Origin of the sequence: Caldibacillus sp. 210928-DFI.2.18, from assembly GCF_020554505.1 — a bacterium.
In the GTDB taxonomy this organism is placed as follows: Bacteria; Bacillota; Bacilli; order Bacillales; family Caldibacillaceae; genus Caldifermentibacillus; species Caldifermentibacillus hisashii.
In genome coordinates this window covers 1-14,626 of sequence record NZ_JAJCHL010000078.1, presented here as the reverse complement: position 1 = coordinate 14,626, position 14,626 = coordinate 1, and the positions used below count along the sequence as shown (strand labels likewise).

At 36.8% G+C, this 14,626-nt stretch carries 17 protein-coding genes; 3 read left to right on the top strand and 14 right to left on the bottom strand.

All coding sequences use genetic code 11. The features are described 5' to 3' along the window. Positions 1-317: 317 nt before the first annotated feature. From ytpR to LIZ98_RS13820, 6 genes are all read right to left on the bottom strand, one after another. Positions 318-926 carry a YtpR family tRNA-binding protein gene (ytpR, locus tag LIZ98_RS13845; RefSeq protein ID WP_227091748.1) on the bottom strand — a complete coding sequence of 203 codons (609 nt, stop codon included), beginning with the start codon at positions 924-926 and terminating at the stop codon, positions 318-320. 4 nt (positions 927-930) lie between these two features. Beyond that, positions 931-1,740 (bottom strand): DUF1444 domain-containing protein, encoded by an 810-nt coding sequence (locus LIZ98_RS13840; protein ID WP_041845696.1) that lies wholly within the window; start codon positions 1,738-1,740, stop codon positions 931-933. Between the two features lie 32 nt (positions 1,741-1,772). Then, on the bottom strand, positions 1,773-2,087 hold the full coding sequence (locus LIZ98_RS13835) for a thioredoxin family protein (RefSeq protein ID WP_041845697.1): 315 nt from the start codon (positions 2,085-2,087) through the stop codon (positions 1,773-1,775). A gap of 214 nt (positions 2,088-2,301) precedes the next feature. Next, complete coding sequence (locus LIZ98_RS13830) at positions 2,302-2,811, bottom strand: hypothetical protein (protein WP_041902923.1); 510 nt, start codon at positions 2,809-2,811, stop codon at positions 2,302-2,304. Between the two features lie 2 nt (positions 2,812-2,813). Next, positions 2,814-3,341, bottom strand: coding sequence for a DUF84 family protein (locus LIZ98_RS13825; RefSeq protein ID WP_227139981.1), 528 nt, complete (start codon positions 3,339-3,341; stop codon positions 2,814-2,816). Positions 3,342-3,589: 248 nt separating this feature from the next. Further along, the gene (locus LIZ98_RS13820) at positions 3,590-4,666 is read right to left on the bottom strand and encodes a M42 family metallopeptidase (protein WP_095142067.1); all 1,077 of its coding nucleotides are present in this window, start codon (positions 4,664-4,666) and stop codon (positions 3,590-3,592) included. A gap of 351 nt (positions 4,667-5,017) precedes the next feature. On the opposite strand from LIZ98_RS13820, the gene LIZ98_RS13815 reads away from it, so the two are divergent. Next, positions 5,018-5,332 (top strand): PepSY domain-containing protein, encoded by a 315-nt coding sequence (locus tag LIZ98_RS13815; protein WP_227139980.1) that lies wholly within the window; start codon positions 5,018-5,020, stop codon positions 5,330-5,332. A 164-nt stretch (positions 5,333-5,496) separates the two neighbouring features. Here the strand turns inward: LIZ98_RS13815 and LIZ98_RS13810 are convergent, their stop codons facing one another. The 3 genes from LIZ98_RS13810 to trmB form a co-directional block, all read right to left on the bottom strand. Then, a complete protein-coding gene (locus tag LIZ98_RS13810) occupies positions 5,497-6,342 on the bottom strand; it encodes a YtnP family quorum-quenching lactonase (RefSeq protein ID WP_034771856.1) in 846 nt (281 codons plus the stop codon). 129 nt (positions 6,343-6,471) lie between these two features. Continuing rightward, positions 6,472-7,344 carry a YitT family protein gene (locus tag LIZ98_RS13805; RefSeq protein ID WP_227139979.1) on the bottom strand — a complete coding sequence of 291 codons (873 nt, stop codon included), beginning with the start codon at positions 7,342-7,344 and terminating at the stop codon, positions 6,472-6,474. Between the two features lie 267 nt (positions 7,345-7,611). Then, complete coding sequence (trmB, locus tag LIZ98_RS13800; RefSeq protein ID WP_041845704.1) at positions 7,612-8,262, bottom strand: tRNA (guanosine(46)-N7)-methyltransferase TrmB; 651 nt, start codon at positions 8,260-8,262, stop codon at positions 7,612-7,614. 215 nt (positions 8,263-8,477) lie between these two features. Here trmB and LIZ98_RS13795 point away from each other — a divergent pair, with 215 nt between their 5' ends. Further along, positions 8,478-8,756 (top strand): YtzH-like family protein, encoded by a 279-nt coding sequence (locus LIZ98_RS13795; protein ID WP_034771859.1) that lies wholly within the window; start codon positions 8,478-8,480, stop codon positions 8,754-8,756. Between the two features lie 78 nt (positions 8,757-8,834). Here the strand turns inward: LIZ98_RS13795 and LIZ98_RS13790 are convergent, their stop codons facing one another. From LIZ98_RS13790 to dat, 4 genes are all read right to left on the bottom strand, one after another. Beyond that, on the bottom strand, positions 8,835-9,608 hold the full coding sequence (locus tag LIZ98_RS13790; protein WP_227139978.1) for a phosphotransferase family protein: 774 nt from the start codon (positions 9,606-9,608) through the stop codon (positions 8,835-8,837). 204 nt (positions 9,609-9,812) lie between these two features. Beyond that, positions 9,813-10,772, bottom strand: coding sequence for an NERD domain-containing protein (locus LIZ98_RS13785; RefSeq protein ID WP_227139977.1), 960 nt, complete (start codon positions 10,770-10,772; stop codon positions 9,813-9,815). 103 nt (positions 10,773-10,875) lie between these two features. After that, a complete protein-coding gene (gene thpR / locus LIZ98_RS13780; RefSeq protein ID WP_227139976.1) occupies positions 10,876-11,466 on the bottom strand; it encodes an RNA 2',3'-cyclic phosphodiesterase in 591 nt (196 codons plus the stop codon). A gap of 126 nt (positions 11,467-11,592) precedes the next feature. After that, entirely contained in the window at positions 11,593-12,459 is an 867-nt protein-coding gene (gene dat / locus LIZ98_RS13775) for a D-amino-acid transaminase (protein ID WP_034771863.1), read from the bottom strand. A gap of 873 nt (positions 12,460-13,332) precedes the next feature. Between dat and LIZ98_RS13770 the strand changes: the two genes are divergently transcribed. After that, positions 13,333-13,554: a DeoR family transcriptional regulator gene (locus LIZ98_RS13770; RefSeq protein ID WP_041845709.1), complete on the top strand. Its 222-nt coding sequence runs from the start codon at positions 13,333-13,335 to the stop codon at positions 13,552-13,554. A gap of 76 nt (positions 13,555-13,630) precedes the next feature. Here the strand turns inward: LIZ98_RS13770 and LIZ98_RS13765 are convergent, their stop codons facing one another. Next, positions 13,631-14,347, bottom strand: coding sequence for a pseudouridine synthase (locus tag LIZ98_RS13765; RefSeq protein ID WP_227139975.1), 717 nt, complete (start codon positions 14,345-14,347; stop codon positions 13,631-13,633). Between the last annotated feature and the right edge of the window lie 279 nt (positions 14,348-14,626).

The following is a 14,626-nucleotide window of genomic DNA, read 5'->3' as shown; positions in this document are numbered from 1 at the left end:
AAACAGGCATTTTTCACCTTAAAACGGCGACGAGATTCAGGTTCGTCGTCAAAAAATCAAGATTTTCACCCAAATACGACGACGAGAATAGGTCTCGTCGCCAAAAAAGAATATTTCTCGCTCTAAAATGTCAACGAGAACGTATTTCATAGATTTGATTGGTTTGCTAAGATGCAAAACTAAACCATTTTATTGTCATGTTTAATTTAGGATTTGCCTCTTATTTGAAAAGTGCAGTATCAGTGATAACACACTACTAGAAACTAAGACGTTTGAGTTGCAACTGCAGCCAATTTAATCTTGTATTTTATCAGTTTTTAATATTTAAATTCGGTTCCTACCGTATATGTATCTTCGAGAACTAGGATTCCTTTTTTCTCGGGGACATTTGGCAGTCCTAATTCCCGGGCCGAACAAATCATTCCTTGTGAAGATATGCCCCGAAGCTCAGCAGGTTGGATAACAAGACCGCTCGGCATCACCGCACCAATTTTAGCGACAACGACTTTTTGCCCCGCATCCACATTAGGCGCACCGCAAACAATTTGTAATGTTTCGGTTCCAACATCGACTTTACAAACACTTAATTTGTCCGCTTGCGGATGCTTTTCCTTTTCTTTCACATAACCGACAACAAATTTTGGTGAAAGATCAGCAGTTAACTGATCGGTGAATCCGTGACTGTTTATGATTTCATTTAATTTCGCCACCAATTCCTCCGTCAAGTCTACAAGTCCTTTCGTCACAGTAAAAGAAACATAGTTTGAGGCATTGAAGAGGTTGAACCCTGCTGTCTCACCTGTCTCACTGTTTACGATTTTTACAACATCATCTTTTTTCTCATATGTAAAATTTGCTTGATTTACCGGCTTCAACGAAATTAAAAATATATCGCCGACTCCTTCTTTATTGTAAAAAATGTTCATTCGATTACTCCTTTCTAATCGGCCGGTTTTTGGCCATAATAAAAATCGGTTCGAGTTTCCCATCTTCATAATAAAAAGAGAGGGCAGTAATTGGAATCGCCCCATTTGTAAAAAAACTCATCGTCATTTGGGCCAATATATCATATCCGATATCATTTTTTATGTCAGCAAAAATCAAAACATCTTGATGGGGAATGGAGATAGCGAGTTTCCCTTCAACCTTTTCTTCCATTTCTTTCAATAAGTTTTCATTCAAAATCCGGCTCGCATCATATCCGTCATTCGTATTTAAAAAATAAAAGTCATTCCCGCGGACGGAGTCTTTTTTCAACGGATTAGCAAGTGATCGTAAATTAAACTTGGCCATTTCCCGGATCATGTTCGGCTCCCAATTTTCTTTTGCCAACATGTTTTCATCAATTAGTCGATATGTATTGCCTAAATCCAGGGCATAATAAATCCTCGTTTCCGCGGTATGCTCATCCACTAACATTTCTCCACCTGTATCTGTTCTTTTCGGAAAAGAGGTGGAACGAATGACCGGAAAGATGTTTTTCTCCTGTCCGGTCAATTCGATTGATGACGTCATCGCTTTTAATGCTGCTTCTACATAATAGACAACTTCATCAATAGCATGGTCCCGTTCTTTTTCCCATTTCCCGATAATTGGTGGTAAAGAAATATTAATCCCTTTTTTGATTTTTGTATCTTCCACCCTTAATTCATCTTTATCACGATTGAAAGTAATTTTCCGGTTGTCGCCTGCTAAACGTTGTTCTAAAATTTTTTTCAAGGTTGTAACCGACATTTTCATAGGAATCACTCCATATTATGGATGCACAGGACCTACTTTAATGAATCCATAAATTTTTCCACTTCTTCTTTTGTTTTCCGATCTTTGCTGACAAAACGTCCGATTTCTTGACCATCTTTAAAAACAACAAAGCTTGGGATGCCAAAAATATCCAGTTCCCCGCATAAGTCGATAAATTCGTCCCGGTCAACGGAAACAAAAGTGTATTCTTTATATTCATTTTCAATTTCCGGCAAAAACGGTTCAAGGAAACGGCAATCCGGGCACCATCCGGCCGTAAATAAAAAGACATGACTTCCACTATTCTTTAGCGATTCAAATTGTTCAACGGATTGTAATTTTTCCATTTATAAACCCTCCAGCAATATTTAAAAATTTTGGTTGGAAATATTCTCTTATAGAGTTTAGCAAAGCAGGACAAGACTTTCCACTATCTTGTTTTTAGTACTTCTTTTGCAGCTTCTCTTGCGGAGGTCTCCAATGTGAAGATGTTTTACCGCGTCAACTCGTTTTTGTCTTCTTTAAGTCTCCAACGCAACATATGGTACCAATTAGCTGTTATTATCCCTTTAATTCAATAGAAGATACCACTTTCATCATCGTTTCCGCATCTTGGGTCAATCGCTTCATATCTGTCATGGTAGTCATTTTATAGCCGCCGATTCCGACCGTCAGTTCATATTCATCTTTTTTTGTTTCTTTTAAAAATACATAACCGAACTTATTTTTATACGTAAATGTTTCAGTAAACGTATAGGAATTAGCTTCCTTTAACATCGACTCGTAAACAACCCGGCTATCCTCTTTTTCATTCTTATTGATGAATAAAATAAATATTTGGTCTCCTTTTGTAACAAGGATATTATTTGCATCCGATTCATTCATTTTCATTGCGAAAGGTAAATAGAAACGAATATCATCGGTCTCTTTATTTGGTTTCTCACTTTCTGCCGTCACACTTGACTCCAACAGCTCTTTAACATCTTGCTGTTTATCCTGAAGTGATGAAGTACAAGCAGATAAAAGAAAAACGAACAACAGTAATTGAATTACTTGTAATTTTCGAAGCATGATCAGCCCCCGTTACTTGTTTTGTTGGCATAATCGAATTGCCCTTTTAATAATTTCACTACATGTGTAAACATCTCAACCCGGTTTACTTGGCCATCGGTAAAAATTCCGATTGCCCCTTCATGAGAACGAATATTTTCTTGTTGACAAAAGTCATCCATTACCGGTCCCAATTCTTCCCCATTTCTTAATCTCTGACTAATATAAGCAGGCAAAACAATTCGTGCACCGCCGGCGATAAAAGGTTGTTCAGAAGATTCGCGTATAACAAGTGCTCCCCAATTACACAACATTAATCCGTGTGGTGATTCATTTACCCCTCCTTCCAAACCAATACCAATATCAGCATTTGTTTCAGCAATGGCATTTTTTGCTCGATTGATCGCTCCTTGGATCGTTTCCTCATCAGAAAATGGCTGATCGCTTACATTGGATGGAACTTTGCACGGAATTATATTCGCCCCATCATTAAATATATTATAAATAGCCTGCAATTTTGCCTGATTTGTTGTACCTGCCGCCAGTCTCATGATCATTCCTCTTTCTTTTAAAAGAATTTTTGTAAAAAAAAGATAGGGTAAAAACAACAGTTCCTACCCGATGGCTTCATAATATATAAATATGGAAAGAACTCAATGATTGGGGGCGTTTCCGGGTAAAGCGGAAAACGTGAGCCCCCTAAGAATAAGGATTTCAATTTACGATCTTATTCAGTTCCGCTGCTTGCGTAAATAGCTTTCGATTAAGCTTGATCAAGGAAATATACGCAAATCGATGGTTATACATTGGCTTTTATACTCGCAACCGTTGTTTTATCAGCGGCTTTGACAAGTTTGATAAGCAATTCTTTCGCTGCCAAATAATCATCAACATGAATAATGGATGCATGCGAATGAATATACCGTGCACAAATTCCGATTACCGCACTTGGTACTCCTTCATTGGCAAGATGAACTTGACCCGCGTCCGTACCGCCACCGGAAACAAAATATTGATACGGAATATGATTCGATTCTGCCATATCTAATATGAATTCCCGCAACCCCCGATGTGTGACCATGGTCGGATCATAAATGCGGAGAAGCACACCTTCACCCAAATGACCAAATTGGTTTTTATCACCGGTCATATCATTCGCCGCACTGGCATCCAAAGCAAAATATAAATCCGGTTTAATCATGTATGCGGAAGTTCTTGCGCCGCGTAAACCCACTTCTTCTTGAACGGTCGCTCCGGAATATAGTGTGTTAGGCAATGTCACTCCTTGAAGCTCTTTTAAAAGTTCAATGGCAAGTCCACAGCCATAGCGGTTGTCCCAAGCTTTTGCCATGATTTTCTTCGGATTGGCAAGCGGTGTAAATGGGCAAATCGGGACAATTTGTTGCCCGGGCTTAATTCCGATACGTATAGCATCTTCTTTATCGTCGGCACCGATATCAATTAATAAGTCCTTTATTTCTGTTACTTTGTTCTTATGTTCAGTACCTCTTAATAAGTGTGGAGGAATCGAGCCGATCACACCATCCACCGGCCCATTGTCCGTAAATATTTGGACGCGTTGTGCTTGTAATACTTGGGGTGACCAACCACCTAAAGGCTGAAAACGGATCATCCCGTTTTTTGTTATCGCTGTAACCATAAAACCGACTTCATCCATATGACCGGCGACCATAATCTTCGGACCGTCTTTTTCACTATGTTTTATTCCAAAAATACTTCCCAGACCATCTTGAACAATTTCATCCGCATATTTCGTCAACTGTTCTCGCATAAAATTTCGGACAAAATGTTCATTTCCGGAAGTTCCCGGAAGCTCAGTTAACACTTTAAATAAATCCATTGTCTCTTGATTCACATGATTACCCCATTTCTTTAGGATTACGAAAAATATGTACATTGTTTATTTTACAGAACTTTTATCGCTTATGCCATAAAATGAAACTTGAAGAAAATCGGACACTTACGATAAGTGAAACTCCGATCAGTGGGGTTTTTCCACTCCACTAATAGATAGTTAAACCAATCGGACCTTTACGGGCAATTCCCCCATCTATCCTCTTTGTAAACTCGAAAATTTTAAGGTGGAGACTTGACTCGCCGTTAAGGTAGGATAAAAAACCGGTTTTCTTTATATACCAAACTAAAATTAGCTATAGTATTTTATCTGAAAACTAGGTATACTTTTTCATAGTAGGAGGCGAAATGAATGAACAAAAAAAGTTTTCTTGCCTGGATCATGTGCGGAATCGCTTTTGGATTTCTCTCAAGCAAAGCAATGACAGAAAACCGCAGCAAATTTACATCTGAAGAAATTTTACATCTCATAAAAAACACTGCAGGGGCAAATGGGAAAGTGACCGGATCATGGATTATGACTAAACCCGAAACTTTGAATCAAAACTCATTCACATATCAAGCGTACCGTGGCGGGATTACGAAAATAGAAGACAATGATGAAAAACATTTTGAATTTTTAGCAGATGCCAATACAGGGGAAATTTTGGAATGGTCAATCGTTTAAACTACCACTAGGCTATAGGCGTAAGGGTTTTACGCCCATTTTAAAAAAATTTCAAACCGGACATCTCAATATGATACGAAAACCCAGGATTGCTGAAACATCCCTGGGTTTTTTCTTGATAACTCAATCGCCGTTTTAAAGTAATTTTTGCGACAGGTTAAAAATTAATTTTTTTGGATCGCAATCGACTGAACGATATTCCCTTGAATATCCCATTTAAGCGCACGATAAACAGCATCATGATAAAAGGTAAACCAAGCATTATGTTCCTCTGCATAAGGAATCCACTTTTGCTTTTCAGCGATGGAGTTCATTGGATAATCGTCATAGGCCATTACCCAAAGTACATTTTGATGTGCATGTGTCGGTAACAGGTCAGCCAGATGGATGGCCGTTTCCCCCTCTGATTCCATGATTATAATTGCATGACCGTTACTGTGCCCGCCTGTATGAACCATGCGGATACCGGGTACAATTTCTAATTCATTATGAAAGGTTTCAACTTGGTCTTCAATTCCCTTCCAATTATTTTCCCAATAGGTTGATTTTGAGCGTATATTCGGATTCCGCATTTCATCCCATTCCGTTTCTGTACAATAAATGATCGCATTTGGAAAACCGGGTACAAACTTATCTTCTTTTGGTAAAGTTAATCCACTCGCATGATCAAAATGAAGATGAGTCATCAATACCGCATCGATATCGGTTCTTTTCAATCCAAGTTCAGCCAATGATTCATCGATCTTAGATTCCTCTGTAACACCATAATTTCTTTTTTGCTTATCCGTTAATTTTCCATTGCCGATTCCTGATTCGATTAAAAAACGTTTTCCATTTACTTCAACAAGAATTGGATCTGTTCGGCACTCGATTTGGTTTTTATCGTTAACTGCATATTTTTTCGTCCATAACGGTTTCGGGACAACCCCGAACATGGCCCCGCCGTCCAAATGGGTCACGCCACCATTCAGCCAAGTCAACCTTATTTTCCCAATATGTAATTGTTCCATTCTCCCACCCTTTCCGGAAAACCTTATTTATCAAAATATTAATCTAAAGTTAAATATTATTACAAGTAAAATCTATTTTCCGTCTAGGGGGGGTGGGAAAAAATTAGATTTTTACCAATGATTCGAAAATCAATGAATGCTTTTCTTTTTGAATTGCCCACCTTTTACATCGCTAACATCCGACATAGCCAAAAAAGCATTCGGATCAAAATAGCGAACAATCGTTTTTAATTTTGCTTCCTCCAAGCGGGTTATCACACAATAAATGACCTTCTTCTCCTCTCCGCTGTAGCCTCCCTCACCGGTGAAATATGTAACTGTTCTCCCTAAACGATTCAACAAAGCTTCACCGATTTCTTTATATTTATCCGAGACAATCAAGACGGATTTCGATTCATTCATACCAACAATAACAATATCAATAACTTTAAAAGCGATAAAGTAAGCAATTAACGAGTAAAATGTACTGTCAATACTAAATACGAAACCGGCGCTACCAAGAATGAAAATATTAAAAATCATAACAACTTGTCCAACAGAAAATGAGGTTTTACTACTGATTAAAGTGGCTAAAATCTCTGTGCCGTCGAGTGCGCCATTATTTCGCAAAACCGTGCCGACACCGACCCCGAGTACGATTCCGCCAAAGATCGCTGCCAACAACGGATCGTCAGTGATTGGCTCAACATGGTGAAATAATTCCGTAAAAATGGATGCCAAAATAATCCCGTATAAACTTTGAAATGCAAACGATTTCCCGATTTGCTTGTAGCCGATGAATAAAAAAGGAATATTTAAAACAACGAGGAAAATACTGAAAGGGATAGGTACAATGAGTTCATCTAAAATTAATGATATACCGACAACGCCGCCATCGATCACTTGATTGGGAACTAAAAATGTTTCCAATCCATAAGCAAATATAATTGCACCAATTGTTATAAATATATAATTCTGAAAAATCTCCTTGAATGGATTTTTTTCTTGATAACGATCAGACATAAAATTCCTTCTTTCCTTATAAAATAAACTTATCTTTATATACTATTATAAAACGAAACTTTTTTATAAGGAAAGAATTTATTATTAAATTTCCAAAAAAAATTTTATGCATTTGACTTTACAATTTAGCAAAAATTTTATGAGCAATATTTTCGTTACGAGAAATAGTCGCTGAAAACTTTGTTTGTCCGCGGCACAGTCAACTTATTTGGCAAACTAATCATATGGAAAACCAAACATTACAAAAAATCAAATCTATCTAAATTTTTATTTGCTAATTGTAGGAAATTGCACTTCACAACGATAAATCCGATTCCCTTTTTGTAAAAATTTCTCTTCATATTCGGTCATTATATTCCCTTGAAAATCACTATTGTGTAAATCAAGGCTAATATATTTCAATTTCAGTCCGTATTCAGAAAAACTAATAAGGGAATATTCAAACAAAGCTTGATTATCTGTTTTAAAATGCAGTTCGCCTCCACTAACCAAAACCTTCGCGTACATGTCTAAAAATGATTTATAAGTAAGCCTCCGCTTCTCATGCTTATTTTTTGGCCACGGATCGGAAAAATTTAAGTAAAGACGGTCAATTTCACCCGGACCGAAAACATCAATCAATTTTTGGGCATTCATATTGAGCAATTTTAAATTCGGTACTTCAGCTTCAATGGCACGGTCCAATGCCGAAACAATCACGCTTGTATACGCCTCAATCCCGATATAATTGATTTCAGGATTCGCCTTTGCCATTTCCGTAATAAAACGCCCCTTTCCCGTACCAATTTCTATATGAATAGGGTGATTATTACCAAAAAGGTCATGCCATTTTTCCTTCCACGTTTCCGGATGATGTACAACAAATTGCGGATAGTTCAACAATTTTTCTTTTGCCCACGGTTTATTTCTTAATCGCATCTTGCCACCTCTTTTGTTAAATGTATTACTTATTTTTGCATCAATCATTAAGTATAAAAACAGAAATTTGTTATATGATAAGAAAAACAGCAGCGCCAACTTAGCGACGTACAAATCGATCGGCTAAAAGCGCAATGCTTTGTTGATACAGCTTAAAGGCCCTGACGCCGAAGTTTTCTTTATATTATAAAAGATCTCATCAAGGGGGAATCATGATGCCTATCCAATACACTGATCAAATGAATTTGTTAAAAGATATTTTACAAAACCATTCTAAAGATTGCTGCGGATCTGTATCAGAATGTGAACAAATTGAACGACTCGCCAAGGCTTTGATGGTTAATCAAAATATTGATCAAACCGGAAAAGCAATACTAAGCGAAATTTATTCATACGGTCAGAATGGAAAATATACCCAACATCTTGATGAACATATATCAAATCACCAAGATCAATTAAACTCTTGGGTAGACCAGATTAATCAATTCAGTTAGTTCAATTCAGATAACGTGAAAAAATCTCCCTGACTTCGAAATTAGGGAGATTGTTTCAGTCGGTTTTCTTCGTACATCTTACTTGATTGTGTCTAAATATTCAAGCCAAAATACACGATCTTTTTCATTTCCTTTACTATCAAAAAATTGAATCGATAAGAGCGTCTGGTAATAAACATACCATTTTAAACGATTATAGATGGAATCAGTCAAGTATATCCCATAATTATTTAACCAATTTTCCCATTCATCCTCGGGTACGTACCAATATAATAACGGTCCAAGATCGAAAGCCGGATCCCCGATAATGGCACTTTCCCAATCAATTAAAAATAATTCATTCTCATCGGTAATCATCCAATTATTATGATTCATATCTCCATGGCAAACTGCCCAATTATTCGGTCGTATTTCAGGTACATGTTGCTCCAAGTAACGAATCGTCTTGGAAATAGCGAATTCTTTTATTAAGTTCGCATTAAGTTTGCTCTGTAGTTGAGTAAGTAATATTTCAGGGGACAAAGGTGTTTTTCCTAATCTTTTCATCATTGATAAAAGAGGCTTTGAACGATGAATTTTTTTTAATAATTTGGCAACATCTTCACCACTCATATCATTCGGTTCAAGTTTTCTGCCCTTGATCCATTTTTGTGCAGTAAACACATCCCCACTTTCCGACCGCTTTGTCCAAATCAATTTGGGAACAATTCCTTCAGCAGAAAGCACGGCCAAAAATGGTGATGAATTTCGTTTTATAAATAGTTTTTTGTTTTCATGAGAAGCGATGAAAGCCTCACCTGTTAAACCGCCGGCCGGTTCTAACACCCAACCATTTTCAAGTATATGTTCCACCGTGTTCACCCTCAATGCTGCTCTTTGGTCCCTAATAATGCATCGTATATAGAAAAGAAAAAATGATAAAGTTGTCGTTCAATAATAGTGACTTTATGATTGTATCCCTTTGTGAACGTTTGCGTCAAGTCAAAATTTCCTAAATCCTGCCATATGGAATATATTTACACAAAAATGCGAGCGCAAACTTTGTAGTGGGATGATTTAGTAAATTCTTGACTTGGAAACAGAATGACAATGAATAAGTAAAGCTCTGGCCGCTTTCAATTGTCCGTTTTTCATTGGTGCTTTAAATTCTCGCATTCTTTCAAACCATTCGGGATAGTTCCGATGGTCAACCAATGTAATTCCGTACGGAGCAGACGGAAAATCAATGAAACCGTTGCGGCTGATCAATACTTTTGATATCGGAAAATCAATATTTGCTTGCTTCCATATTCCTTTTATAATCGATTCCGTACGATTTAATGCAATAAGTGGGTTTAAAAATTTTTTCCGTTGATGATTAGCCCTTTTTTCCCAAAAATGGTCTTCCGAGCCTATATAGACTGCTTGATCCTCTGATTCTATAAATTTTATACAAACAACTTCCAACGGGGTTAACAAAATGGTCTCGGTTTGAATCTCGGCCTTTTTTAAAGAAAATACCGGTTTATACAAAAATAAAAATGTATCCGGGAACCGTAACATAAAATATTTCAGGTTTTTTTCCCAAAAATAAGAAATGTCGACATTCGATTGTTCAAAAACGGTTGAACTTGCCCACTGAATTTGTACTTTAAATATTTCCTCCAAAAATTGGTACTTTAACTCGTCAACTGTTTTAGGCATTGTTTCAAACTGGAATGGAAATCTGTTCATGTTCGCGTCTTCATCGTCTATTATTGCCCATTCCTTGACTTGACCCGCAGCATCTTCCTGCCATTCTTCTTTATTTTTTGTAAATACCGATTTCATTTTTCCCCAGATTTTTTCCTTCCCTGACGGTTCTTCAGTCGCTGTACTAATTATTTCAGGGCTTGCATTTACTAATACGCCTTCATCCCAAGCTTTATACAATTGCTGCCACTGCAATCTTTTCAAACGAATAAAGCGGGAAGGATATTTATATATATCCAGTTCATATCTGGAAACATAGTCTTGCAGTTTTATCAATTGTCCCATTATTTCTACCCTTCCTTTTTAATACATCAGAAAAAATACTGAAGAACAGCCTATACATACGCTTTATTGTCCGGTCACAGACGGCATGTTCTTTTTCTTACCATCAAGCATCCAGTTGAAACACATGATATTCTTTATATTTTGGCGTTTGATCAAGATGTGTTTCATATAAAACAATTTGATTAACAGAAAATGAAAAAGATTTCCGGAAGCTATACAGATCCAGCAGGTTCATTTGGAAAGGATCGGTTCCACCCCATTTTCTGGCTAATGTAATATGAGGGCGGAATGGTTTTTTATCAAGAGAAAACCCGAGTTTTATACATTGATTATACACGTTTTTCTGTATACCTGTTAACCGTTCACAAGTTTTAACATCCAGCCAAAAAATCCGCGGTTCCGTCGCCTTTCCAAATGTCCCCAACTGATGAAAAGTAAGCTCAAATGGTTTTTCTTCCTTTGCGATTTTTTCAACAGCAGCGATTGCTCTTTCTAACATTTCTATTTCTTGATCCCCTAAAAAAGCAAGGGTGATATGATAATCTTCGGGATGGACCCAACGTTTAAACGGAAAATGCTCTTTATTCGTCATAACCCATTGGTGAATAAATTTCTTCGCTTCACTCGGTAATTTTACGGCAAAAAAATAATGATTCCCTTTCATAATGGTACTCCCTCGTACATTTTTATTCATTATTTATTGTACACCAAAAAAGGGAGTAGTACTCAAAGATTTATAAATAAACAAACTGTAATTGTTAAAAAATTATCTTATCTTTGGCCATTCCGTTTCGTGTAGAAGTATATTTGTAAGAGACAATTATTCCACCTTGCTTAAAAGATGACCACATTCATGCTCTATTTCTTGTTCAAATAATGTTTGAAGTTTTCTCGTTACATCCCCTGGCGTCCCGTTTCCAATTTTTACACCATCTACTTCAACAATCGGGATGATTTCCATTGTCGTACTCGTTAAAAACAGCTCGTCGGCATTTTGTAATTGTTCCACAGTAAAACCGGTTTCTTCATAAGGCAGTTGGTTGAAGTCAAGCAATGAAATTACTTTTTGTCTGGTAATCCCATTTAAAATAAATTGATTAGCCGGATGAGTAAATAGCTTCCCGTTTTGAACCATCCATATATTGGTCGAACTACCCTCTGTAATGATGCCATCTCGATGTAAAATTGCTTCCAGACAGCCGGCATCCGTTGCTTTTTTCTTTGCCAAAACAGCTCCTAACAAACTGATCGACTTTATATCACAATAATGCCAGCGTAAATCCTCCGTAATAACGGCTTTCCCCCCGGTTTTCATTAAATCAACCGGACGAGTACCGGGCATAAGATAACCGATCAAGGTGGGTGAAACCGTTTCAGGAATAACATGATTTCTGGGAACTACACCTCTTGAAATTTGCAAATACAGATTACATGTAGAAGCATTCTCTTGTTCAAGCAAATTGATAATTAAATCCGTTATTTCTTGTTTAGAATAAGGAATCTCCATATAAATTTTTTGGGCACTTGCATAAAGCCGATCAATATGCTCTTTTAATGTAAAAGGCTTTCCATTGTAAATCCTGATTACTTCATAAACACCGTCACCAAACTGAAATCCGCGATCCTCAATATGAATGATCGCTTTTTCCCGATCAACAATATGACCATTAAAAATAACTTTTCCCAATGTTCTCCCTTCCCTTCGTTGAAATCAGCCTACATTTAAGTGAAATCTCACCTTTGCTGGAAATTTATTCTTAAACGTATAAGAAAATAACCTATTACCATTCAAACATCTATTGAATGAATTTCTTTGAATATTTTATAACATTATTCATATAATGGCAAAAAAGGAGGTGAATATTTTATTAGCTTTCTATTAAACTTCCGAAAATCTTACGTAACTATTAGAAAAGACCGTCATTACATAATTCTTGACAATAGAGAGAGCCTTCCATCAGTGGGGGTCTCATCCTACTGATGATTAGTTAAACCAATCGAGCACTTACGGCACTTATCTTCCCCCTCCTTTCCATCTTTGACTTTCTTTTAACCATAAGAGGAAGTTTTAGTGACCGTTTGTGTGGACAAATTTAACAAGATATTCAACAATTTGTTCAAAAAAATTTATTTTCTAATAACATAAAAAGACTGGCAATTTAAATGTCAATTCGTTACAATATTAGTATTACATTTTCATTTATCAGAAATCAATGTCATGAAACCTCATGATATAGCTATTGAGATGATATGAGGAAAAATATTTTCTTAGATATGAATGGTAAGCAAAAGTTTTTAGTCGAGCCTTATCCTAATGTGAAAGTAATTTATTGGAACATGCATTGTTAGTAAAAATCCTTATCAAAACAAATGGTTCTATGTGCTGTATTACTCCATTGAGAAGTTAAGTTTTACTAAAATGGAAAAGGTGCAATTAGGAGAAGTTTGCGTAGATAAGAACCTGCCGACGATAGTTGTGCAGAGTCTCAGAGAACAGGGATGCTATTCCCCGTTGTCGTTTGCAGTTCGCCAATTAATAATTTTATAGGGGTGTGGTTTTTTGAAAAACTCAACAGACCGAATGCTAACTCGAATCAAATCCGTATACATGTTTATTTATGAAAACGGAACGGTGTCAACACAGGAATTAGTTGACGAGTTTGGCACGACTCCTCGGACCATTCAAAGAGATTTAAATGTTTTGGCATATAATGGCTTAGTTACAAGCCCAAGCCGAGGCAAATGGACAACGACAGATAAAAAAGTGAGAATTTCATCTTAGATATAAAGATTTATATAGGGATCGCCTTTAATTGGCGATTTTTTTCAGCCCGCACTTCATAATTATAAAAAACAGGTCATTGCCTATTTTTCAGAAGATCGATTTCTTCATCGGTCAGTTTTCGATATTCCCCTTCAGCTAAATCCCCATCCAGCTTAATCGGTCCCATGGAAAGCCGCTTTAGATAAACTACTTTTTTTCCTACCGCTTCAAACATGCGTTTCACTTGATGAAATTTCCCTTCTGTAATCGTCAACTCAATTTCCGACCGAATTTCACCGCTCCGTAATATATTGAGTTGAGCAGGCTTTGTGACATAACCATCATCAAGCTTAATTCCGGCTGCAAACGCTTTTTTGTCTTCCTCCGTAATGGTTCCATCCACTAATGCATAATACGTTTTCGGTACATGCTTTTTCGGTGACAACAGCTGATGCGCCAATCCCCCGTCATTCGTTAGAAGCAACAGACCCACTGTATCTTTATCGAGTCGTCCAACGGGAAAAGGCTCATAAACAGCATCCTCCATTCCTAACAAATCAATCACGGTTTTCTCACGGACGTCTTCTGTCGCGGAAATCACACCGGCCGGTTTATTCATCATTAAATAAATATATTCTTTGTATTCAATTTTTTCCCCATAAACAGTCATTTCATCTTTTTTTGGGTCGACATGAGTTTTCGCATCTGTCACGGTCTCTCCATTTACAGTTACCACCCGATTCTTTAATAACTTTTTCACTTCTTTCCGGCTCCCATAGCCGATATTTGCCAAAATTTTATCAATTCGCATTTAACAGCCTCCTAACGTCTTTCTGCTATAATGACATTCTTCCCATGTTTTTACATAGGAAAAGATATTGGACCCTTTAATGACCACAAATTAGCCAATATACTCTTTCATCCACATGCAAATTTCTTAGCAAACGATATTTTTCGATTGCACATTAGGGTAAAAATTCTTAAAACCATTCCCTAAATTTAAAGCAGACCATATATTTTTTTCCACGAATCAGGCTAAATTTTCTTAACTCCATTCCCAAAAATTTAAAGCAGATCATATATTTTTGCC

Coding starts and splice junctions, on each gene's coding strand:
- ytpR (WP_227091748.1), bottom strand. CDS start 926: ATGAACATTTTTTACAATAAAGAAGGAGTCGGCGATATATTTTTAATT.
- LIZ98_RS13840 (WP_041845696.1), bottom strand. CDS start 1,740: ATGAAAATGTCGGTTACAACCTTGAAAAAAATTTTAGAACAACGTTTA.
- LIZ98_RS13835 (WP_041845697.1), bottom strand. CDS start 2,087: ATGGAAAAATTACAATCCGTTGAACAATTTGAATCGCTAAAGAATAGT.
- LIZ98_RS13830 (WP_041902923.1), bottom strand. CDS start 2,811: ATGCTTCGAAAATTACAAGTAATTCAATTACTGTTGTTCGTTTTTCTT.
- LIZ98_RS13825 (WP_227139981.1), bottom strand. CDS start 3,341: ATGAGACTGGCGGCAGGTACAACAAATCAGGCAAAATTGCAGGCTATT.
- LIZ98_RS13815 (WP_227139980.1), top strand. CDS start 5,018: ATGAACAAAAAAAGTTTTCTTGCCTGGATCATGTGCGGAATCGCTTTT.
- LIZ98_RS13810 (WP_034771856.1), bottom strand. CDS start 6,342: ATGGAACAATTACATATTGGGAAAATAAGGTTGACTTGGCTGAATGGT.
- LIZ98_RS13805 (WP_227139979.1), bottom strand. CDS start 7,344: ATGTCTGATCGTTATCAAGAAAAAAATCCATTCAAGGAGATTTTTCAG.
- trmB (WP_041845704.1), bottom strand. CDS start 8,262: ATGCGATTAAGAAATAAACCGTGGGCAAAAGAAAAATTGTTGAACTAT.
- LIZ98_RS13795 (WP_034771859.1), top strand. CDS start 8,478: ATGCCTATCCAATACACTGATCAAATGAATTTGTTAAAAGATATTTTA.
- LIZ98_RS13785 (WP_227139977.1), bottom strand. CDS start 10,772: ATGGGACAATTGATAAAACTGCAAGACTATGTTTCCAGATATGAACTG.
- thpR (WP_227139976.1), bottom strand. CDS start 11,466: ATGAATAAAAATGTACGAGGGAGTACCATTATGAAAGGGAATCATTAT.
- LIZ98_RS13765 (WP_227139975.1), bottom strand. CDS start 14,347: ATGCGAATTGATAAAATTTTGGCAAATATCGGCTATGGGAGCCGGAAA.